Here is a 21,205-nt window from a genome sequence, read left to right as displayed (position 1 = left end):
AGCACATCAGTATCGGCCGGAACGCCATGAGACCTGGTTCATAGATAGCATATCAATTCCAGATCGACTTTCAGATCTAAAAGCCAAATCCCAATATGGCGTCACAATCGCCTCTTGGAAATAGGGCTTAACGATCGTTGGAGCTAAGGTTTTCAAAAAACTTACCGCACGCCCGACACATAAAGATATGCAATACATGAACAAACGCGAACATATTGAGACCAAAAAAAGTACACGGTTTATTTTTTGATTTTTTTCTCAAAATTCGCCCCGGTGATTCACGAGCGATTCACGTTTTGAAGCCTAGAGTTCCTTCAGACGCCAACTGGAGCGCCGCAAAACCGCGACGCCCGGCAAATTCAAATGACAGACGCAACCTGGCCTGGAGTGATAGATGCTCGAAAGTTTAGAATTAAACAATCGGGATCCCCGCGGACGCGAGCTCTATGTTCGCCATCAACAGGTCTATTCACTGCTCGAACTGAATGTTCAGCTCTATCAATTGAAAAGCACCTCCGATGGTAAGCGCGAACTTGATTCCGCGATCAGGGACACATCTCTTCTGATATCCGAACTCGTCACGCGCTTTGAGGAAGCGGCGGTTCAGACCCGCGAAGCGCAAGTGTATTCGGACAATCAGATTTCTGCATTACAACGGGCGATCAGTATGTTGGAAAGTCTCCGCACGGAGAAAGCTCCCGTTGCGAGCCTGATGGATGCGGCGCGGACGGTTGTGACCGCCGGCTCGCAGCCTCGTTTTCCCAAGCCCCGTCTCGTGGTTTCGAACAACTAGAAACACGCTCAATAAAAATGTCCGGCGCTCAGCTTGAGCGAAACATGAACTTTGTAACGTCGCTGCCGTTGACCATCGACCAGAAACGCGATATTCCGCTGCGCACTTCGATAGCCGGTTTAGCTCAGTTGGTAGAGCACCTGATTTGTAATCAGGGGGTCGGGGGTTCGAGTCCCTCAACCGGCACCATTTCCCGCATGCGCAAGGCAGGAACGCTCAATTCCGCGCCCCGATCTGTTTCTCTCTTTTTCCTTCGGACTCACTGGGCCTCATCGCCAAACGCCGTTCATCACACAGCGCGCGATAGTGGTTCATCACAGTGCATCGCAGAATTGATACGAGAGACTCGTCGGGAGACAGACCAGCCAGACAATCTTCTATCAGGAGCCTCAGTTTTTCGCCCGGCGCCATATCATCCAATGCCGACCAGAATCCCGGTTCAAGCGCGATAGAGCGGCGTAACTCATCTCCACTAGGCCCACGTAAGCGGAAATGTCGCCGAACGAGGCAGGATCGGTTTTTCTTAGCCACGTTGAACCTTCATCGCTTGGAACAGGGTTGAGGGACAAAATAGAGGTTTTCGCTTATGAGTAACCCGGAGGGTGAAATACACCCTATAGGTTAACGCCGTTCATTTCCATTGGGATTTTACTATAATTGGAAGGACACAAGCTTTTACTGAAATCAAAATGATGCTTCAGAGAGAGCGATGCTTGGGAAAGGTAAGATCAACGGAAGTTCCCTCCCCGACGCGGCTTTCCAGATCTATCGTTCCGCCATGCAGTTCAATAAACCTTTTCACGAGGGAAAGACCGAGCCCCGACCCCTCGTGACTCAATAATGCAGTCTCACGAACCTGGACGAACGGCTCGAACACCCGGATAAGATGTTCCTTCGGGATGCCGCTCCCTGTATCGGTGACTTTAATGTGCACGCATCCATTATCGTCACGTTCCGATAAGATCCTGATCGTGCCGCCATAATCTGTGAATTTTATGGCATTCGAGACGAGATTCATCACCATCTGGCGCACTATACGTGTGTCCGCGCGGATATAGGCCGCATCATCGGCGACTGTAAGATGAATGCCTATCCCCCGCACTTCCCCATGCCGCCTGAATCCGCGCCGGACAAATTCAAAAGTATCGGCGAGGTCAATCTCGTCTTCGGACAACTCGAATGTGGAGGATTCTATCTTCGATAAATCGAGCACGTCATCGACCAGAGAAAGCAGATGCCGACCGGAGGACACCACGTCACTCGCATATTCAGCATATTGCGGCTTACCGATTGGGCCGAGCATCTGATCCCGGATCATTTCGGAAAAGCCTATGATTGAGTTAAGTGGAGTTCGCAGCTCGTGGCTCATTCCGGCAAGAAAATTGCTCTTTGCCTGATTAGCCGTTTCAGCGTGCTCCCAGGCGCGACGCAACCGCTTTTCCGTGCTGACCTGCTCGTTGATAGACCGGTCGGCTCCCCTATAGCCAAGAAAGCGTCCTCCTACGGAGAACCGTGGTTTTCCAGATGATGATATCCACGTCTTGGTCCCGTCTTCAGACACTGAAGCAAAGACGAAACTCTCGAACTGCTGCTTCCGTGCCATCACCTCCGCATGCTCATCGAGGCTCTCGCCAGTAGAGGTTTGGACATTACAATCGCTCAGCCTGCGCCCGAGGAATTCGTTCGCCGGACGCCCGGAGATTTCCTCGAAACGAGGCGACAAATAAGTAATCCTTTGCTCCCGGTCTGTCTCCCAAAGGTAATCGAAGGCTATTTCGGCATAATCGCGGAGCCGTGACTCGCTTCTGGCCAGTAAGCCGACTTGCTTCAACAACAGATAAATAGCGCCTGCAAACAACAAGTTCACGATTATGATGAGCAATATTGGATTGATATAACCGACTGCCGCTTCGTGGGACTGGATTTCGATCTGGTAGGTACGGTCAAGGATATCCAGACCATAATAGAGAGAGATGTAATCCTCTCCACGTGGTCCCTTCGACTGCGACATCACGTATTTGCCGTCATAATGGAGCGCAACAGAGATTGACCCTCTTGGGTCCAGGCCCGCGATGCTGTCGAGAAGATCCGAGAAACGAAACACGACATTTATGAAACCGGCAATTTCACCGTTTCGTTTAACCGGGAAATAACTCGCAAAGCCAATACCGCCCTGAAGCAAAGTGATCGGCGGTGTGGCATGAGCCCGGCCGTCGGAACGCGCGGCTGCAATAGCCATGCCCGGGATACTAAGACTGCTGAGGTCCTTGTCTTTGACCTGCTCATTTCCCGCCAGAGGGACAATCCAGCGCGCTATACCGTAACTATCGACCCAGTTAACAGCCTGCACGCCGCTGAAACTCTCGTGGAAGGGCCGAGCCAGCTCAGCATACGCGGCTTCGCTCGGCGGTGTGCTCTCCTTCTCCAGGGCAACGGCGATGCCGTTCACAGAAAGAAAACGGGATTCCAGATAGCTTTTCAGGTTCTGCCCAATGTGCGCGCGAGCAAATTCATGATGAGCTACCCGCTCTTCATCTTCACGCGTCTGGATTGTGAACTGGGCGTAAAGCGTAACAGAAAGAACGACGATAAAAGCAATGCTAGCGACAGCAAGAGGCGACGTGGTGAGGCGCGCTCGCAGACCGGACGAAATCCCGTTATTCGACTTGTTCGAACCGACCAATCTGCTTTCCACTCTCAGTTCTAATGAGAAAACACCAGAAAGTGGATTACAGAAACATCATCAGGTCACCGGAAACCCACCGACTTCTAGGTTTTCAGAAACTTCTTTTTTAATGGTTAAAATATCATTTTCATCTGACACGCCGGCCTAGAAATTCTTCGATCCGCGCATGCCGATGGGCCCTGCTCGCGAACCGGGTCGGGTCGCCAGCGATGCCTAAAGACTCTTCAACCGGCCATACTTCCCCTAACAGGCGGGCTACGAGCAGTTCGGCGGCAAGCGGCGCCGTAACAAAGCCGCGCGAGCCCAGCCCCCCAAGGATCAGCAGATCGCCGTCCGGAAAGGTTACATAGCCCCGGCCTGCCGGATTACGAAACGAGTCAGCCAAACCAGCGACGTCCGGAATGGCGCCAAACAGGGGAACGCGGTCGGGCGTCGCCGACCGCAGTCGCGCGCGCCCGGACCATGAGGCATCAGGCTGATCGACGAGATGCGCCAGGCAGCCCGGCAGGCTTCCGTGGTTGTGGCGATGGTCCTCGTCAAGAACGGCCCACCCCCACTCTTCGCCAATCTTGTTGGTTCTATCGTTGGTCGCGCCGAGCATGTGGCATCCACCCCGCACTGGAGAAAGATATCCGCTCCAGGACAGGGCGCATTTCAGGGCGTGGCCAGCATCCGATGCCGGGACCCCGGAAACCTGCCCGCGCACAGGTGTAAGCGGGATCCAGTGCGTGCCGGAAAAGTGACGGTTGCCGTCGCCCGCGGCAAGAATGACAGCATCCGCCTCCCCGGCAACATTTCCATTTGAATCCAACAGCAAATATCCGCGGGCGGATCGTGAAACTCTGTCGATGTTGGTACCGATAACTCTGGTCGAGCCGATCCAGTCACAGAGCAGGCGCTCCGTTTGCAAAAGCCCCGCCGTCTCATAAAACAGGCCCGGACAATCCAGCTCCACGCCCGCCCGCTGGCTGGCTTGTGCCCGATCAAGAAGACTGCCGCTGGCCGCAGGCTGCCACGCAAAGCCCCGGGCCTTATCGGCCCGCACCAGCGTCTCCTCATCTTCCAGCATGACAAGCGCGCCGCACGGATCCCACCCCGGCCCCTCGCCATATTGCGCGGTCGCATACCTGTAGGCCGCGGCAAAAAACCGGGCGACGGCACTGTCTCCGGCATCCATCCGAGGCGTCACAAGTGCATAAGCATTACCGGAGGCGCCTGCGCCGGGTCCGGCGCCGTCGTAAAGCACCGGGTCCATGCCGCGCCGCCGCAAGGCCCTGACCAAGGACGCGCCCGCGATGCCGCCGCCGACAATAGCAACTCGATCCAGCCGTGACCGCTCACGGACCGGCACTGCCCGCCTAGACAACGGTGCCCGGCTGTCCGGCAGATCAGGCACCTTTTGCGCGACGATCATCTTCCACTTGCTTCCGAATCCAGGTGTCTTGCGAACTTTGAAGCCGCGCTGGGCAAGGCCTCTTTTGACATCTCCCACAGCAGTGAAAGTCGCCAGACTTCCCTCCGGCACCGTCAGGCGGGAGACCTCAGTCAAGACCTCGTCGCGCCACATTTCCGGGTTTTTGGACGGCGCGAAACCGTCAAGGAACCAGGCATCGATCCGCCCATGCAGACCGGACAGCATCGCGCCCACCTCGCCGATAGCCAGCGTGAGAACGACGCCCCATTCCTCAAAATGAATCCTGTGCATTCCGGGAACGGGCTCGGGATAGCGTTGCCTCAATGCAGCCGCTATGAAATCCAATTCCGGCCATTGCGCAAGCGCCCGGAAACATTCACCGGCACTCAGCGGGTACCCTTCAACGCTGACATAGTGCAGCAAGCCGTCCGGTGGTCTGGTTTCCAGCCACAACTGGACCGCAGCACAGAAATTCAATCCGGTTCCAAAGCCGGTTTCCGCGATGGTGAAATCACTTTGTCCGGCCCAAGCCGCCGGCAAGCCATTACCCTCTAGAAAGACGTGCCGGCTTTCCGCAAGCCCGCCTTCCGTCGAGAAATAGACATCTCCGAACCGGTTGGAAAAAGGCGCATTGTCTTCTTTCCAGACTAGATCGGCCGACATTAGGGCCTCCACTATCGGCCGGTCAGACATTTGCCGGACCAATGGCTTCAGGCTTCGGGCCCGTCAACCTCGTAAGTTTTGAAATCCGCCGGGGAGACCACTTCGATAAGTTCAAGATCCGCCGAATGTTCGATCTCCCGATGTTTGATCAGCGGCGGCTGCATGACGCAATCGCCAGCCTTCATTGTATGCACGCCCTGCCCCTCATACTCGAAGCGGGCCCAGCCCTTCAGCACATAAAACATCTGGAACTTGCAATCGTGCACGTGCCACGCGCCAGTCGCATTGTGACCGTCTCGGGCACGGATCACATGGGAGACGACATCGCCCTTCGATGCGTCCTCGATTCCCAGATCGCGATACTCGAAATAGTTCCTCAGACCACGCGCAACGAATGGATGCTCATCACCGACGTGATGCAAGAAGTCATGATTTTCCGACATGTTTTTCCTCCCACTGTTTACCGTTTCAGTCTAGCGTTCGGCAGGCGCCAGCCTCAAGCAACACTAAAAACAATGTGAGGCTTCCAACGGAGCCGGAACTGAAGACTTTCTGGAGAGACACATGTCGGACTCGGATGCGGGCGTTTTGCCGGATGACGAACAGAAACGCATCGCCCTGAAACTCATCCTCGAGGCCTGGGACGAAGCCGTCGATAACGGCTGCGCTCCGGAAATGGTCGCCTCATCCGCGATCTTTGCAGCCCTGACGGATATGATCGAGAATTACGGTGAGCAAGCCGTCGCGGACATGGTCGCCGAGTGGCCGGACCGCATTCGCGAGGGAGAATTCACGCTCAGCGCCAAGTAACAACCGGAGCTCAATAACAACAGGGACCCAAAACAGGGACTGGGTAACAAACGGGCCGTTACGAGCCCGAGTTACAAAACGCGTTCGGGAGAAACGCCTTGAAGGATGGGGAATTCAGCGGCCGCTCCGCGATTGTGACGGGCGGCGCAAAGGGCATCGGTCTAGCCGTTGCCGTACGCATTCTGGAGAACGGAGGAAAAGTCGCTCTCTGGGATCAGGACAATAACGCACTCGCGGCGGCTGCCGATGCCATAGGAGCCTCGGACAATCTGATTACCACGGCGGTCGATGTCTCCTCGGAATCAGACGTCTGCATTGCCCATGCATCAGCGACGGGCGCGCTCGGACCGATCGACCTGCTTGTGAACAGCGCCGGCATTGCGGGACCTACCGTCTCCACAATCGACTACACGCTGGCCGACTGGCAGCGCGTCCTGAATGTCGATCTGACGGGCGTATTTCTCTGCTCCAAGACCATCGCCCCCGGCATGGTTGGGCGCGGATACGGCCGGATCGTGAATATCGCGTCCCTTGCCGGCAAGGAAGGCACGCCGAATGCGCCCGCCTATAGCGCCGCTAAAGCCGGTGTCATCGCCTTGACCAAATCCATGGGCAAGGAGCTTGCCGGCACCGGTGTGCTGGTCAATTCGGTTGCACCGGCCGCTCTCGATACGGAGATGGTGGACCGGATGGATCCCGCACATGTTGAAATCATGATCTCGAAAAGCCCGTTGAAGCGTCTCGGGACTGCAGAGGAATGCGCCTCCATGGTCTGCTGGCTGCTATCCGAGGAGTGCAGCTTCAGCACCGGCGCCTGTTTCGATGTTTCCGGTGGCCGCACGGTCTACTGATCCAAAGCTCCCCGACAGAAGGAGAAATTTTCGTGTTCGAATGCCTGAAAGATGCCGTCGCCGCGCGGCCGGACCTGCAACGGATTGGCCGTTATATGGATTCCAGTTTCCTGCTGGAAGTCGGCGATACGCCCTATCATGTGACGGTCAAAGATGGCCATGTAACAGCCGTCGATATAGGGCCATTCAAGATGCGGAGTTGGGATTTCGCCATCCGGGCATCAAAGGAAGTCTGGGATGTGTTTAGCTCAGACATGCCGCCATCGGGCTATCAGGACTTGTTCGCCATGACCCGCTACGGCCATGCCAGTCTGGATGGCAACACGGCGCCGCTGCTGCACAATCTGCGTTACGTCAAGGAGTTGCTCGCATTGCCGCGTACCCTGCGCCAGGAGACGAGCCAATGAGCGCGCGGATCGAGCCTATCTCCGGACGCTATGTGCATCTCGAGATCGAGGGACGGCCGTACCGGATCTATTTCGAAGAGGCCGGAAGCGGTATTCCGCTGCTCTGCCTGCATACCGCCGGCGCGCATTCCAGCCAGTACCGCCACCTGATGTGCGACGACACGGTGACGGACCGTTTCCGGGTCATTGCCTTCGATCTGCCCTGGCACGGGAAGTCGAACCCGCCGGTGGGCTGGGAAGGTGAGGAATACAAGCTGACCAGCCAGTTCTATGTCGCGGCAATCGCAGCCTTCTCACAGGCAATGGAACTTGAGCGCCCCGTGGTTATGGGCTGCTCCATGGGCGGGAGGGTTGTGGTCCGACTGGCGCAGGAACAGGGTGCGTCTCTGCGCGGCGTAATCGGGCTCGAAGGCTCCGACAGCCCCTCGCCCTGGTACGACAATAGCTGGCTGGAAAGCCCAGAATTCCTGCGAGGAGACTTCTGCGCCGCCCTGGTTTCCGGCCTCGTCGCCCCGCAAAGTCCGGATGAATTCCGCTGGGAGACTCTCTGGCACTATTATCAGGGCGGGCCGGAGGTATTTAAGGGCGATATGCACTTCTATCGCACCGATAGCGACTATGCCCGGGAGAGCAGCACCATCGACACCGGGCACTGTCCCGTCTTTCTGATGACCGGAGAATATGATTACTCCTGCACACCGGAGGATACGCTGCGCACAGCGGAACGTATTCCGGGCGCGGAGGCGATCATCATGGCCGGCATGGGGCATTTCCCGATGTCGGAAAATCCGGCGGCTTTTCGGGATTACATCCTCCCGGTGCTGGCGAAAATTGCGGACAAGGACTGAATGGCTCTGGATCAGCACGAGGCAGAGACGCCTTACTGGAAAACCACACCGCTCGAGCAGATGAACTCCGAGCAGTGGGAAGCCCTGTGCGATGGTTGCGGCAAGTGCTGCCTCGTCAAGCTGATCGACGATGTGACCGACGATCTGCACTACACGGATGTCGCCTGCACCCTGCTCGACTGTCATTCGTGCAAATGCGGTGACTACCCAAATCGCAAGGCGAAGGTGCCTGACTGTGTGATCCTTACGCCGGACGTACTGGAAGACCTGATATGGATGCCATCTACCTGCGCCTACCGGCTTGTGAAGGAAGGCAAGGATCTGCCGCACTGGCATCCCCTCGTCTGCGGCGATCCGGATATGGTCCATGTCGCCGGGATTTCTGTTCGCGGGCGGGCGGTGTCCGAAAAATATGTGCCTGACGAAAAACTGCCAGACCATATTGTCGAGTGGGCCGAGTAGGAAAATGCAGCGTTAACCCTTTTCTCGTCATCTGAGGCTTCCCACTTGAAGCCGGACAGAGGAGCAAAGCCATGAGTCGGAATATGTGGATCCTGGCCGCCATTCTTGCGGTGGTCGCTTTTGCGACGATTTATCAGGAAGAAATCGGGGGCGGCGTTGACCGCCCGTGGACCGCCTGCAAGGAAAGCATGGTTCAGCAATGGCTTAGCGGTGATTGCACGCCTCGCGAGGGATCCCGGATCAAAATTCAGCAGTAAAATTGCAGCTCGCAGAAATGAGTTGATCGCAAGCTAAAAATGTAACGTTATAACATTCTTTTCTTACACGATCTTCCCCCCAGGAGCTTCGCCAATGACCCGACTTCCATACATCTTAGCGGTAATGCTAACCGTGACGAACACGATGGCCGCTGCCAGTGAAACGCGCCAAGCCGACGCGCACGAACACGGCCATGGTCAACTCACCATCGCCATCGAAGGCGCAACGATCGAGATGGAGATCGAAATTCCTGGCGCGGATATCGTTGGTTTCGAGCATGCTCCCGAGACTGTAGCCCAGCACGAAGCATTCGATGCCGGCAAAGCCAAACTCGCCAAGGGCGGCGCTTTGTTCAGCGTTATCGGCGAAGCAGGCTGCACCCTCCAGGAATCCCGTTTCATGGAGGAGGATGACCACAATCATGATAAAAAATCATCCGATGCGGAACATGATGGCGAACATATGGAATTCCATGTGACCTTCCGGTTCTCCTGCATGGACACTGCCAAGATCGCCGGTTTCTCTTTCCCCTTTTTCAAACAGTTTCCGAACAGCGAAGAGCTTGACGTGCAAATCGTCTCGCCAAAAGGTCAGTTCCAGTTTGAGGTAAGCCCCGACCATCCGACACTGACACTGGACTGAGAGCCATGACCGAACCATCCACCCCATCGGCACCGCCAACCGTCCTGCTGGAGCATGTCGCGTTCCAGTGGCCGGGCAGCGCGTTCCGGTTCGGGGTCGACCGGTTCAGGATTGAAAAGGCCGAGCGGGTTTTGCTGCTCGGCCCGTCCGGTGGTGGAAAATCCACCCTGCTCGGCCTGATTTCAGGAATTTCCCAGCCACAAAAAGGCCTGATCGAATTGCTCGGAACGGACCTCGCCAAGCTGTCATCGGCCCAACGCGATCGGTTCCGGGCGGAACATCTCGGCGTCATCTTTCAGATGTTCAACTTGTTGCCCTATGCGTCGGCTCTGGACAATGTCCGTCTCGGACTGAGCTTTGCCCCGAAGCGGGAACGCCGGGTTCGAGAAAAAGAAACTCCAGAGAAAGCGGCGGCACGGCTGCTAACCGCTCTCGGCCTGCCGGAAGACATCCAGACGGGGCAACCCGCCTCCCTTCTCAGCTCCGGACAGCAACAACGGGTTGCCGCCGCCAGGGCTTTGATCGGCGACCCCGAGCTGGTGATCGCGGACGAGCCGACTTCCGCTCTCGACGGAGAGTCGCAGCAAGCCTTTCTCGAATTGATCTTCAAACAACTAGACCGGAGCGGATCGTCACTCCTCATGGTGAGCCATGATGAGCGGCTGTCCCGATGGTTCGATCGCGTGATCCGCCTGGCGGACATAAAGCACCGTGAGGAAGCGCCCGATGCTGCTACGTCTTAGCCTGCAGTCCCTGGCGAACCGGCGTTCAACGGCGCTGCTGACAATTCTCGCGCTCGCCATCAGCATTGCCCTATTCCTGAGCGTCGAGCGTGTCAGAACGGGGGCCCGTGCAAGTTTCGGGAATACCATCGCCGGCACCGACCTGATCGTCGGAGCGCGTAGCGGCAGCGTGCAGTTGCTGCTCTATTCGGTTTTCCGCATTGGCAATGCCACCAACAACATGACCTGGGAAAGCTATCGCGATATCGCCGACCGGCCGGAAGTAGCCTGGACCGTACCGATCTCGCTCGGCGACAGCCATCGCGGGTTTCGGGTCATGGGCACAACCGATGCCTATTTCGAGCATTACCGTTTTCGCGGCAATGCTCCCCTGACATTCGCCGGGGGAAAACGCTTCGACGATCTTTTCGACGCCGTCCTCGGGGCCGACGTGGCCGCAGATCTCGGATACAAGGTCGGAGATCCGATTGTCGTGGCGCACGGTCTCGGAGCGGTCGGCTTTACGAAGCACGAAGACATGCCGTTCTGGGTCTCCGGCATCCTTGCCAAGACCGGCACGCCGGTCGACCGGACCGTCCATGTCAGCCTCAAGGCCATCGAGGCGATCCATGTCGACTGGCAAAGCGGCGCACGCACCCCGGGCCGCTCTACCGGGGCCGACGCGGTGCGGGCCATGGACCTGACACCGAAAAGCATCACGGCCGTGCTGGTTGGCGTCACATCCAAGCTGAAAACCTTCCGTTTGCAGCGCCACATCAACGAATATCCGCAAGAACCCCTGCTCGCCGTCCTGCCCGGGGTCGCGCTGCAGGAGCTTTGGTCCCTGATCGGTGTTGCCGAGTCGGCTCTGGCCGGTGTTTCAGGAATGGTGGTCCTGACCGCCCTGATCGGCATGGTCGCCGCGATCCTCTCCAGTCTGTCCGAACGGCGCCGGGAGATGGCCATCCTCAGGGCCGTCGGCGCTGGACCGTCCATAGTCGGGTGCCTGATGATACTGGAAGCGGGAACGCTGGCCCTTGCCGGTGCCTTTACAGGAACGTTCCTGTTCCTTGCAGGGTTGGCAATCGCCGGCCCGATCGTCGATCAAGCCTATGGGCTCTACCTGCCGTTCTCGTTACCCTCGGGAAGAGAATTTTTGATTTTGGCTGGCTTCGTGTGCGGCGGTATTCTTTCGGGTCTTGTTCCCGCCATCGGTGCCTACCGTATGTCGCTTGCTGACGGTATGACTGTCCGGCAATGAGGAGAGTGTTTTGAAACATTTCGCATTCAGCCGCCGGACTGCTCTACGCGTTGCCGCGGCGTCCGCCATGACATTTCTGATAAACCGCCATCCGGCTTTTGCCGCCGGGGAGCCCCGCGACCTTCTCTGGGAAGACCTTCTCCCCGAGATCGACCGTGCGTCTCAGTCAACCTCGCTTCCAGATAATAGCGGCCCTCCGCCCGAACAGAGCATCGTCGGCAAGGATGTTGTTCACGAGTTGGCCGGTACCAGAATCCGCATTCCCGGATACATCATTCCCCTGGATTATAACGGCGAAGGCGTGAAAGAGCTTATCCTCGTGCCCTATGTCGGCGCCTGCATTCACGTCCCGCCGCCGCCGCCGAACCAGCTGATCCTTGTCAGGATCGCGCAATCCTATAACCCGCGCGAGATGTTCGAGCCGGTCTATGTCACCGGTATCCTCGGCATTCTCGAAGAGGAAACGGACCTGGCCGAAGTAGGCTACAGCCTCGAGGCGGAGGCCATTACCCCGTATGAATAGCGAATTGCCCGAATGACCGAATTGCGTCTGGGTTATTTCACGTCCTAAACTCCCGCTTCATTCCATTTCGCCGTGGCCCGTCTCCTTCGCCATGGTATCCCCGGGAGCCACATTAGCCATGCCATCCATCGGTCAGATGCTGTCCTTCATCTATACGGATGATCTGACATCCTCCTCTGCGTTTCTCGGAGAAACCCTGGGATTTCGTCTCGCGCTCAATCAGAGCGACCGATGCCATATCTTTGAAGTGGCGCCGAACGCCTTCCTCGGCGTTTGTACAAACCGGCCGCCGGCAGACGACCCCGCCGTCACCATCTCTTTCGTGTCTGACGATGTGGACGGTTTCTACGACCGCATGAAAGCAAAGGGTGTCGTCTTCGATGCCCCGCCCGCCTATAGCGAGACCTTCAACGTCTATTCAGCCTTTTTCCGGGGTATCGGCACCTACCGTTTCGAGATCCAGGAATTCAGGGATTCCAGTTGGCCCTCCCCGGTCCGCTGAGCAGTTTTAAGTGCAGGAGCAATAATATGAGCCGCGATCTCGCGATGATGAGTGCGACCGATCTGGTCCAGGCCTATGCCGCCGGAACCATCTCGCCGGTTGAGGCGGTGAAGGCCTCACTGGAGGAAATCGGAAAGCACAACGAGGTATTCAATGCCTTTGTTCATATCGACGAGGACTCGACTTTGGCGGCCGCGAAAGCATCCGAGGCGCGCTGGAAGGCCGGGACACCGATCGGCATCGTCGACGGCGTTCCAACGACCATCAAGGATCTGGCCGAAGTAAAAGGCTGGCCGGTCCGGCGCGGCTCCAAAACCAGCGACCCGGATTTCAGAAGTGCGACGGATGCTCCTTTCGTCGCCCGCCTGCGCGACCATGGCGCAGTCTTCACGGGCAAGACCACGACCCCGGAATATGGCTGGAAGGGCGTGACCGACAGCCCGCTTACCGGCATCACCCGCAATCCCTGGAACCGGGAGAAGACCCCGGGTGGTTCATCCGGCGGTGCGGCGGTGGCGACGGCGCTCGGCATGGGCGCGCTGAACCAGGGTACCGACGGAGGCGGCTCGATCCGTATCCCTGCGGCCTATAGCGGCATCTTCGGTCTCAAGCCGACCTTTGGCCGCGTACCGCAATATCCCGCCAGCGTGATGGGAACCGTTTCCCATGCAGGCCCGATGACACGCACGGTCGCGGATGCCGCGCTGATGCTGACCGTCATGAGCGGTCTTCATGTGATGGATTGGTACACCGCACCCGACGACGGATGTGATTTCCGGCAACTCTCGGGCAAGTCTGTCCGGGGCATGCGTATTGCCTACAGTCCTGATCTCGGTTTTGCGAAGGTCGACCCGGAGATTGCCGAACTCGTTGCTACGGCGGCAAAGCGCATGGCCGAACTTGGCGCACATATCGAGGAAGTCGACCTGGATTACTCGTCTTCCTCGGAAACATTCAGAATCCACTGGTTTACCGGTGCCGCCAACGCTTACCGGGCCCTCAATCCGGAACAACGGAAATTGCTTGATCCCGGGTTCGCCGAAGTTTGTATGGAAGGGCTTGAGATCACACTTCCCGAATATCAGGACGCTATCCAGGCAAGGGAAAAACTTGGTCTCGAAGTGAACCAATTGATGGACCGCTACGACCTGCTGCTCACACCGGCCATGCCGACCACAGCTTTCGATGCCGGCCTCGAGGTTCCTGAGGGCTCGGGCATGCGCCGCTGGACCGAATGGACCGCTTTCACCTACCCGTTCAACCTGACGCAGCATCCGGCCGCGTCCGTCCCCTGTGGGTTCACCAGCGAGGGCCTGCCTGCCGGATTGCAGATCGTCGGGCAGAAGTACCGGGAAGACAAAGTGCTCCAGGCGAGTGCAGCCTACGAAGCGCTTAGCCCTTTCAAAATGCCAACCGTCGGCTGACAAAAAGTCACGCGACAGCCTGTACAGATCGGGAAAAGACGCGAATACTCACCCTAGGTAGATCAAGTATCTCACCAGAGTGAGAGGTAGCGCCCATGCCTGACCTGCATCCAGATCAGACGAAGACCCTCTCGGAGGGACTGTCGAACATTCAAGGACAGGCCGAGCGTCTACTCGGAAAGATGTCAGACGAGAAATCGGCATCCCAGGTCGCGGATTTGCTGCATGAACTTGCTGCCCTGCGGCTTCTCGTTGATTTGCCGCAGGAGGGCGACCGGCGGCGCGATCTGAGAGTGCCGCGCCGCGATATTTCCATCTTCCGGATCGACGGTAAGGACGTCGATTGCGCCATCGAGGATCTGTCCATCGGCGGCGCCTATATCGTTGCGGATTGGCCAATCCTCCCGGATACAGAGATAGAGCTGAATATTCCGGAGGCTGGAACGATCGCGGCACGGGTCGTCAGCAGCACCGAGAACGGCGTCCATGTGCAGTTTGACAACATCAGCGACCCGCAACTGATCGCCATCGCCAACAGCATGAGAGCGCATTACACCAAATAACCTGGTGCCCGTTAGAATGCAGAACCCGGCGCGATGATCGCGAACCGGTCCGAAAGTCCCGCCAGACTGGCTTCATGCAGTGTATCTGCATCGACGACCTTGCCGCCCGTCGGGCTTGGCAGAGCGCGGGTTGCGCAACCATCAGAGATCACCGCAGAACTCCAACCAAGATCCAGCGCCGCACGGGTGGTTGAGCTGACGCACATATGGGTCATGAAACCGCCAATGATAAGCTTCTTGCGGCCTGTTGCTTCAAGCACGGCCTGAAGATTGGTGCCTGCGAAGGAATTCGGCAGCTTCTTGTCGACGATCTCTTCACCGTCTTGCGGCGAGACCGCGTCGATGATCGCAAACCGGTCCGTCTCCGGATCGAACGCCCCGCCCGGATTGCCTTTGTGGCGGACATGCACGACCGGAGCGCCAGCCGCCCGTGCTTTCGCCAGCACTGACGCCAGCACATCCGTTGCCGGCGCCGCCCCCGGTAATGCCAGCACACCGCTGACATATTCATTCTGTGCGTCGATCACCAACAGAACGGATTCTCCCAGGGCTGGCGGCGTGTTCGGCACGCCAGCCATCTGGAGCAGTGTTTTCGGCGTATCGCTCAATTTTGTTTCCTCCTGGATGCGCTCTTCGGCGCTTTAAGCGGCAAGCGGTCCCATGCCGCGGCGCAGTGCCTTGCCCGGACGCGCCCCGGTATGAGCACCCGCACCCCAGACCATGCGGCCATTGACGAAGACACTCTCGATGCCGCCGGACGGCGCGGTCGGATTGTCGAAATCAGCCCGGTCGATCACCGTCTTCTCGTCGAACACGCAGATATCGGCAAAGTTGCCTTCGGCGATCCGGCCACGGCCCTTCAGGCCGAACTTGTCGGCGGAAAGTCCTGTCATGCGGCGCACCGCCTCCTCCAGAGGGAAGAGTTCAAGATCGCGGCAATAGTGGCCCAGAACACGCGGGAACGTGCCCCACAACCGGGGATGCGGGAATTCGTCATGCGGCAAACCGTCGGAGCCGATCATGGCATGTTTGAACGTGAGGATGCGCTGCACATCTTCCTCACTCATGCTGAAATAAATCGCGCCGGCCGGCTGTAGCATCTCGGCAGCCTCAAACAGATCACAGCCGAATTCCTTGGCGATATCGTCCAGCATCCGCCCGGCCAGATCCGGGCGGGATTTCGACCAGGTGATCTTCACCTTCTCGGCAAGCGCAATGGCGTCGGCCTTCAGCACAGTCGAGGATGCCGCATAAGGATAGATATCGAGGCCGATATCCTGATGATGCATGTGTTTCTCGATGCAGGCCAAGGTCTCGCAGCTGCGGCCGAAATTGTGTTTTCCCTGCACCTTGTGGTGCGAAACGATCACCGGGACGTCCGCTTCACGGCCGATGGTGAAGGTCTCCTCAAGCGAGTCGATGACCTGATCCGACTCGTTGCGCATATGTGTCACATAGCGGGCGCCAAAAGCTTTCAGGCTGCGTGACAGCTCGATCACCTCTTCGGTCGGCGCCTTCTGCGACGGTGCATAGAAGAGCCCGGTGGAGAAACCGACGGCTCCGGCTTCCAGCCCTTCTTCAAGCAGGCCGCGCATGGACTTGATCTCTTCGCTGGTCGCTCCCCGATCGAGACGGTCCATGATGCCGACCCGGAGGGTTGAATGGCCGACTAAAAAGGCCGCGTTCACCGAGGCGGGTGCCTGCTCAACTGCGCGCAGGAAGGAATCAAATGTGGCGAACTTGTACCAGTCCGCGTCCCCGATCAGATCGAGCGGTGGCGGCGGCACGTCGGTCACCAACGGTGCGAGGCTGATACCGCAATTGCCGACGACCACGGTCGTGACACCCTGGCTGACCTTCATGTCGAAATCCGGCTCGCACAGCAGCATCCGGTCGTCGTGAGTATGCACGTCGATGAAGCCAGGCGCGACGATGCGGTTGCTGACATCGATCCGGCGTCCAGCATCCGACTCGGACAGATCGCCGATAGCTGCAATCTGCTCGTCCCGGATACCGACATCCGCACGCCGTCTCGGCGCGCCGGTGCCGTCAATGACATCGCCGCCCTCCAGAACAACATCGAACCCTGCCTCAGCCATTACCCGATCCCCTCTGTCGATATATTTCCAGACTAGATCGGACGAGGACGCGCGGTTGAAGTCAATGGCCGCGGCGGAACTTATGCCCGAGCCTGTCAGCATAAGTAGGACAAGCCTTGAGATTGGGGAAAGTCACGGCGTAGGCTCTGGGTCCCTCTCGAAATGGATCACAACATGACTCCCAGCACGAACCGCCAAGCGGATTACATCATCATCGGCGCCGGTATGGCGGGCGCATCCTGCGCTTACTTTCTTGCGCCGCATGGCTCCGTCCTGCTGCTGGAGCGGGAAAGCCAGCCCGGCTATCACACGACCGGACGCTCCGCTGCCCTCTATATCGAGAGTTATGGAAATGCCTCGATCCGCGCGTTGAACCGTGCCGGAAAGCCGTTCTTTCTGAACTCACCGGAGGGTTTCGCCCAAGATCCTATACTGACGCCGCGCGGATCGCTGATTCTGGCCGAAGCCGACCAACTCGATGCGCTGGCCGAAATACACAAGGAACTGGCGGCAAACACGACCGGAACCGAGATCGTCGAGGGCGCCCGCCTGCTGGAGCTATTCCCGGCAATCGATCCCGCCAAGACCGTGCGCGGCCTCTATGATCCGAGCGATATGGACATGGATGTCCATGCCCTGCACTGGGGCTTTATCCGCGGCATGCGCGCCAGTGGCGGAGAAATCGTGACAGACGCCGAAATCCAGGGACTGACCCGAACTGCAGACGGCTGGACGGTCGAGACACGGGCAGGAACCTTCACTGCACCCGTCGTCATCAATGCTGCCGGCGCCTGGGCGGACGAAGTTGGCAAGATGGCCGGCGCCAAGCCGATCGGACTCATACCGAAACGGCGCACGGCCTTCACCTTCGATCCGCCGGAAGGGATCAATCCGGATACATTGCCCGCAGTCGTGAACGTGAACGAGGACTGGTACATCAAGCCGGAGGGCGGACGCTTCCTTGGCTCCCCCGCAGATGAGACCCCCTCCATGCCGACGGATGCCCAGCCCGAGGATCTCGACCTCGCCATCGCTGTCGACCGGATCGAGAATGCCACCACCCTGACGGTCGGACGCTTTCACAGCCGTTGGGCCGGGCTACGCTCTTTTGTCGGGGACAAATCCCCGGTCGTCGGGTTCGAGCCCGGCCTTGATGGGTTCTTCTGGCTTGCAGGACAAGGCGGATACGGCATCCAGACTTCCGCCGCCATGGGAATGACGTCCGCCGCGCTGGCGCAAGGCAAGCCACTGCCCGATCAGGTCACCGCCGAGGGACTCGCTATTGCGGATCTCGCTCCTAATCGCCCATCGCTCGCAAATGCTGCCTACTTCACTGGCGCGGAGTCCTGAGTAGGAAAAAGATTTCCACTGGACCGGGGTAAAGAGGCTAGGCTTTCCCTGTACAACGCAAAAAGGCGACCGAACTGTGCAAATCGTTCCCTGCCCCTTTTTGCGCTTTTGACAAGAGGCCATATGACGCCTAGAAACCGCGCTCCACTTGGATTTTGAACGGAACACCCGGCCCGATGGATCATCTCGACGCGCTGGAAGCGCAGAGTGTCTATATTCTGCGTGAAGCCTTTAACAAGTTCGACCGTATGGGCATGCTCTGGTCCCTCGGCAAGGATTCGAACGTCATGGTGTGGCTCGCCCGCAAGGCGTTCCTGGGCCATGTCCCGTTTCCGTTGATGTTCTGCGACACCGGAAAGAAATTTCCGGAGATGTATGACTTCCAGAAAAAATATTCCGCCGAATGGGGTGTGAACCTGATCGTCCGGGACTGCCCGCCGATTGAGGAGATCGATCCGACGCTGCCGCCGGCCACCCGCTCCGCCGCCCGCAAGACCGAGGCGCTGAAGCGCCTGATCGCCGAGCAGGACATGCAGGCCGTGGTTGCCGGTATCCGCCGGGACGAGGAAGCCACCCGCGCCAAGGAGCGCGTCTTCAGTCCGCGCGGCGAGAATGCCGAATGGGATTTCCGCGACCAGCCGCCGGAATTCTGGGACCAGTTCAAGACCGATTTCGCGCCCGGCACCCATATCCGGATCCATCCGATCCTGCATTGGACGGAGCTCGACATCTGGCGTTACATCCAGCGCGAGGGCATTCCGATCGTCGACCTGTATTTCTCTAAGAACGGCAAGCGCTATCGCTCTCTCGGCGATCAGGACATAACGAACCCGATCAAAAGCGAAGCCGGCACGATCGAAGAGATCATCACCGAGCTTGAAGGCACCAGTATCGCCGAACGCAGCGGCCGTGCCATGGACCACGAGGCGGAAGACGCCTTCGAACGGCTCCGCACCGCAGGCTATATGTAAGCCCTATTGCCGCATCTGATCGGTCAAGAGTTTCAAAATGCACGTTTCCTCTGAAATCCCTCCCCTCAAGCTCGTCGTCGTCGGCCATGTCGATCACGGCAAGTCGACCCTGATCGGCCGCCTGCTGCACGAGACCAACTCGCTGCCGGACGGCAAGGCCGAAGCCGTCATCGCAATGTCCGAACGGCGCGGGATGCCAGTCGAATGGGCCTTCGTCCTCGACGCCCTGCAGGCGGAACGTGATCAGGGCATCACCATCGACACGACGCAGATCTTCTTCAATACGGAGAAGCGCAACTACGTCATCATCGATGCACCCGGCCACAAGGAGTTCCTGAAGAACATGGTCTCCGGCGCGGCGCTGTCCGACGCGGCGGTGCTGGTGATCGATGCCAAGGACGGCATGCAGGAGCAATCCCGGCGGCACGGCTATATCCTTCATTTGCTGGGCGTACGGCAGGTTGCTGTCGTTATCAACAAGATGGATCTCGCGGATTATCGCGAGGAGCGATTCCAGGAACTGACGACCGAAATCCGCAACTACCTGTCGGAACTCGGCCTCGAAGCCTCCGCCATCATTCCGGTCTCCGCCCGCGAGGGACAGGGGCTGATTACGGCGCCGGACAAAATGCCCTGGTACCAGGGCCCCTCCCTCGTCCAGGTCCTCGACAACTTCACGCCGCCCATTCTGCCGACCGAGCGGCCTCTGCGCTTCCCGGTACAGGATGTCTACAAGTTCGATGAGCGCCGGATCATCGCTGGCCGTATCGAAAGCGGCCGTATCCATACCGGTGACAAAATCCTGATCTCTCCGTCCAACAAGACGGTAACAGTCAAAAGCATAGAGAGCTGGAACACCAAGGCCCCGGCATTGAGTGCGTCCGCGGGACAATCAGTCGGCATCACGTTGAGCGAGCAGCTTTTCATCGAGCGCGGCCAGATGATCAGCCACGAGTCAAATGCACCGTTCGAGACCAATGTGTTCCGGGCCCGGATTTTCTGGCTGGGCCGCAAACCTCTGGAAATTGGCAAGCGCTACAAACTGAAGCTCGCCACCAATGAGCAGATAGTCGAGGTGCAATCGATCGAGACGGTTATCGATGTCGAAAACCTGACGACCCGCTCGGGCGACACCACCCTGGAACGCAACGCCATCGGCGAAGTGACGCTCCGCGCCCGTTCCATGCTGGCTCTCGATGAGTTCTCAGACAATCCCAAGACCGGCCGTTTCGTCCTCGTGGACGAGTACGACACGGTCGGCGGCGGCACCATTTTCATGGAAGGCTATCCCGACCAGCGCAGCCGCACCGATGTCCGCTCAACCAACATCACGGCGGTCGAGCACCGTGTGACCCCGGAACTGCGCGCCCATGCCAACGGGCACGAAGGAGGCGTTCTCTGGCTGACCGGCCTGTCAGGCGCCGGCAAATCGACCATCGCCATCGAGCTGGAGCATCAGCTCTTCGCCAAGGGGTATCAGGTCTATGTGCTGGACGGAGACAATGTCCGTTTCGGCCTGTCCTCCGATCTTGGCTTCGCACCGGAAGACAGGGTGGAGAATATTCGCCGCGTCGGCGAAGTCGCCAAGCTCTTCGCCAGCGCCGGCGTGCTGGTCATCACCGCCTTTATCTCGCCCTACCGCGCCGACCGAGACCGGGCACGCTCCATCGCTCCGGACCTGTTCCACGAGGTCTATATCGCGGCCGATGTGGCTACCTGCGAAGGGCGTGATCCAAAAGGCCTCTACAAGAAGGCCCGGGCTGGCGAAATCAAGGAATTCACGGGCGTTTCGGCGCCTTATGAGGAACCGGTAACGCCGGAGGTCACGGTCGAGACAGCGGATCGGACAGTGAATGAATCCGTCGCTGAACTGATGGCCTATGTTGAAGAGAATTTCAGCATGGTTAAGCGGAACGGCGGCCGTTAGATCCATTCGGTCTCAAAGACCCGCATGTC

23 protein-coding genes and 1 tRNA gene are annotated in these 21,205 nt (G+C 58.4%); 18 read left to right on the top strand and 6 right to left on the bottom strand.

Annotated features, from left to right (window positions below):
* Positions 1 to 394: 394 nt before the first annotated feature.
* The gene (locus K328_RS0104635; protein WP_028464972.1) at positions 395 to 793 is read left to right on the top strand and encodes a hypothetical protein; all 399 of its coding nucleotides are present in this window, start codon (positions 395 to 397) and stop codon (positions 791 to 793) included.
* A gap of 113 nt (positions 794 to 906) precedes the next feature.
* Positions 907 to 982, top strand: a tRNA-Thr gene (locus K328_RS0104630).
* A gap of 27 nt (positions 983 to 1,009) precedes the next feature.
* On the opposite strand, the gene K328_RS27135 is transcribed toward K328_RS0104630, so the two are convergent.
* The 4 genes from K328_RS27135 to K328_RS0104615 all read right to left on the bottom strand — a co-directional run bounded on the left by K328_RS27135 (position 1,010) and on the right by K328_RS0104615 (position 5,999).
* Entirely contained in the window at positions 1,010 to 1,324 is a 315-nt protein-coding gene (locus tag K328_RS27135; RefSeq protein ID WP_156901172.1) for a ribbon-helix-helix domain-containing protein, read from the bottom strand.
* A 166-nt stretch (positions 1,325 to 1,490) separates the two neighbouring features.
* Positions 1,491 to 3,476: a sensor histidine kinase gene (locus tag K328_RS25600; protein ID WP_028464971.1), complete on the bottom strand. Its 1,986-nt coding sequence runs from the start codon at positions 3,474 to 3,476 to the stop codon at positions 1,491 to 1,493.
* A gap of 130 nt (positions 3,477 to 3,606) precedes the next feature.
* A complete protein-coding gene (gene mnmC / locus K328_RS22565) occupies positions 3,607 to 5,556 on the bottom strand; it encodes a bifunctional tRNA (5-methylaminomethyl-2-thiouridine)(34)-methyltransferase MnmC2/FAD-dependent 5-carboxymethylaminomethyl-2-thiouridine(34) oxidoreductase MnmC1 (protein WP_051284479.1) in 1,950 nt (649 codons plus the stop codon).
* A gap of 47 nt (positions 5,557 to 5,603) precedes the next feature.
* The gene (locus K328_RS0104615) at positions 5,604 to 5,999 is read right to left on the bottom strand and encodes a cupin domain-containing protein (protein ID WP_028464970.1); all 396 of its coding nucleotides are present in this window, start codon (positions 5,997 to 5,999) and stop codon (positions 5,604 to 5,606) included.
* A gap of 121 nt (positions 6,000 to 6,120) precedes the next feature.
* On the opposite strand from K328_RS0104615, the gene K328_RS0104610 reads away from it, so the two are divergent.
* From K328_RS0104610 to K328_RS0104550, 13 genes are all read left to right on the top strand, one after another.
* The gene (locus tag K328_RS0104610; RefSeq protein ID WP_028464969.1) at positions 6,121 to 6,366 is read left to right on the top strand and encodes a hypothetical protein; all 246 of its coding nucleotides are present in this window, start codon (positions 6,121 to 6,123) and stop codon (positions 6,364 to 6,366) included.
* Positions 6,367 to 6,464: 98 nt separating this feature from the next.
* Positions 6,465 to 7,217, top strand: coding sequence for an SDR family NAD(P)-dependent oxidoreductase (locus tag K328_RS0104605; RefSeq protein ID WP_028464968.1), 753 nt, complete (start codon positions 6,465 to 6,467; stop codon positions 7,215 to 7,217).
* Positions 7,218 to 7,249: 32 nt separating this feature from the next.
* Positions 7,250 to 7,624, top strand: coding sequence for a hypothetical protein (locus K328_RS0104600; RefSeq protein ID WP_051284477.1), 375 nt, complete (start codon positions 7,250 to 7,252; stop codon positions 7,622 to 7,624).
* Positions 7,621 to 8,472, top strand: a complete 852-nt coding sequence (locus K328_RS0104595; RefSeq protein WP_028464966.1) for an alpha/beta fold hydrolase — start codon at positions 7,621 to 7,623, stop codon at positions 8,470 to 8,472. Before K328_RS0104600 ends, K328_RS0104595 begins: the two co-directional genes overlap by 4 nt.
* Positions 8,473 to 8,934 carry a YcgN family cysteine cluster protein gene (locus tag K328_RS0104590; RefSeq protein ID WP_028464965.1) on the top strand — a complete coding sequence of 154 codons (462 nt, stop codon included), beginning with the start codon at positions 8,473 to 8,475 and terminating at the stop codon, positions 8,932 to 8,934.
* Positions 8,935 to 9,005: 71 nt separating this feature from the next.
* Positions 9,006 to 9,191: a hypothetical protein gene (locus K328_RS0104585; RefSeq protein WP_028464964.1), complete on the top strand. Its 186-nt coding sequence runs from the start codon at positions 9,006 to 9,008 to the stop codon at positions 9,189 to 9,191.
* A gap of 94 nt (positions 9,192 to 9,285) precedes the next feature.
* The gene (locus K328_RS0104580; RefSeq protein ID WP_084608089.1) at positions 9,286 to 9,834 is read left to right on the top strand and encodes a DUF2796 domain-containing protein; all 549 of its coding nucleotides are present in this window, start codon (positions 9,286 to 9,288) and stop codon (positions 9,832 to 9,834) included.
* Positions 9,835 to 9,839: 5 nt separating this feature from the next.
* Positions 9,840 to 10,577 carry an ABC transporter ATP-binding protein gene (locus K328_RS0104575; protein ID WP_028464962.1) on the top strand — a complete coding sequence of 246 codons (738 nt, stop codon included), beginning with the start codon at positions 9,840 to 9,842 and terminating at the stop codon, positions 10,575 to 10,577.
* Positions 10,561 to 11,817 carry an ABC transporter permease gene (locus K328_RS0104570; protein ID WP_028464961.1) on the top strand — a complete coding sequence of 419 codons (1,257 nt, stop codon included), beginning with the start codon at positions 10,561 to 10,563 and terminating at the stop codon, positions 11,815 to 11,817. Before K328_RS0104575 ends, K328_RS0104570 begins: the two co-directional genes overlap by 17 nt.
* A 67-nt stretch (positions 11,818 to 11,884) precedes the next feature.
* On the top strand, positions 11,885 to 12,340 hold the full coding sequence (locus K328_RS0104565) for a DUF3299 domain-containing protein (protein ID WP_028464960.1): 456 nt from the start codon (positions 11,885 to 11,887) through the stop codon (positions 12,338 to 12,340).
* Positions 12,341 to 12,458: 118 nt separating this feature from the next.
* Positions 12,459 to 12,842: a VOC family protein gene (locus K328_RS0104560; protein WP_028464959.1), complete on the top strand. Its 384-nt coding sequence runs from the start codon at positions 12,459 to 12,461 to the stop codon at positions 12,840 to 12,842.
* A gap of 26 nt (positions 12,843 to 12,868) precedes the next feature.
* Complete coding sequence (locus K328_RS0104555; protein WP_028464958.1) at positions 12,869 to 14,266, top strand: amidase; 1,398 nt, start codon at positions 12,869 to 12,871, stop codon at positions 14,264 to 14,266.
* 95 nt (positions 14,267 to 14,361) lie between these two features.
* On the top strand, positions 14,362 to 14,829 hold the full coding sequence (locus K328_RS0104550) for a PilZ domain-containing protein (RefSeq protein WP_028464957.1): 468 nt from the start codon (positions 14,362 to 14,364) through the stop codon (positions 14,827 to 14,829).
* An 11-nt stretch (positions 14,830 to 14,840) separates the two neighbouring features.
* Here K328_RS0104550 and K328_RS0104545 read toward each other — a convergent pair whose 3' ends face one another.
* Positions 14,841 to 15,437 carry a cysteine hydrolase family protein gene (locus tag K328_RS0104545; protein WP_205620579.1) on the bottom strand — a complete coding sequence of 199 codons (597 nt, stop codon included), beginning with the start codon at positions 15,435 to 15,437 and terminating at the stop codon, positions 14,841 to 14,843.
* A gap of 33 nt (positions 15,438 to 15,470) precedes the next feature.
* Positions 15,471 to 16,928, bottom strand: a complete 1,458-nt coding sequence (locus K328_RS0104540; RefSeq protein WP_028464955.1) for an N-acyl-D-amino-acid deacylase family protein — start codon at positions 16,926 to 16,928, stop codon at positions 15,471 to 15,473.
* A 174-nt stretch (positions 16,929 to 17,102) separates the two neighbouring features.
* On the opposite strand from K328_RS0104540, the gene K328_RS0104535 reads away from it, so the two are divergent.
* The 3 genes from K328_RS0104535 to cysC all read left to right on the top strand — a co-directional run bounded on the left by K328_RS0104535 (position 17,103) and on the right by cysC (position 21,176).
* Positions 17,103 to 18,278 carry an NAD(P)/FAD-dependent oxidoreductase gene (locus K328_RS0104535; protein WP_028464954.1) on the top strand — a complete coding sequence of 392 codons (1,176 nt, stop codon included), beginning with the start codon at positions 17,103 to 17,105 and terminating at the stop codon, positions 18,276 to 18,278.
* A gap of 176 nt (positions 18,279 to 18,454) precedes the next feature.
* Positions 18,455 to 19,249: a sulfate adenylyltransferase subunit CysD gene (gene cysD, locus K328_RS0104530; protein ID WP_028464953.1), complete on the top strand. Its 795-nt coding sequence runs from the start codon at positions 18,455 to 18,457 to the stop codon at positions 19,247 to 19,249.
* A 37-nt stretch (positions 19,250 to 19,286) separates the two neighbouring features.
* Positions 19,287 to 21,176: an adenylyl-sulfate kinase gene (gene cysC / locus K328_RS22560; RefSeq protein WP_036553142.1), complete on the top strand. Its 1,890-nt coding sequence runs from the start codon at positions 19,287 to 19,289 to the stop codon at positions 21,174 to 21,176.
* Positions 21,177 to 21,205 lie beyond the last annotated feature (29 nt).

The organism is Nisaea denitrificans DSM 18348 (genome assembly GCF_000426505.1).
Taxonomy (GTDB): Bacteria; Pseudomonadota; Alphaproteobacteria; order Thalassobaculales; family Thalassobaculaceae; genus Nisaea; species Nisaea denitrificans.
The sequence above is the reverse complement of the archived record's forward strand: the minus strand, read 5'-3'. Positions and strand labels throughout refer to the sequence as shown.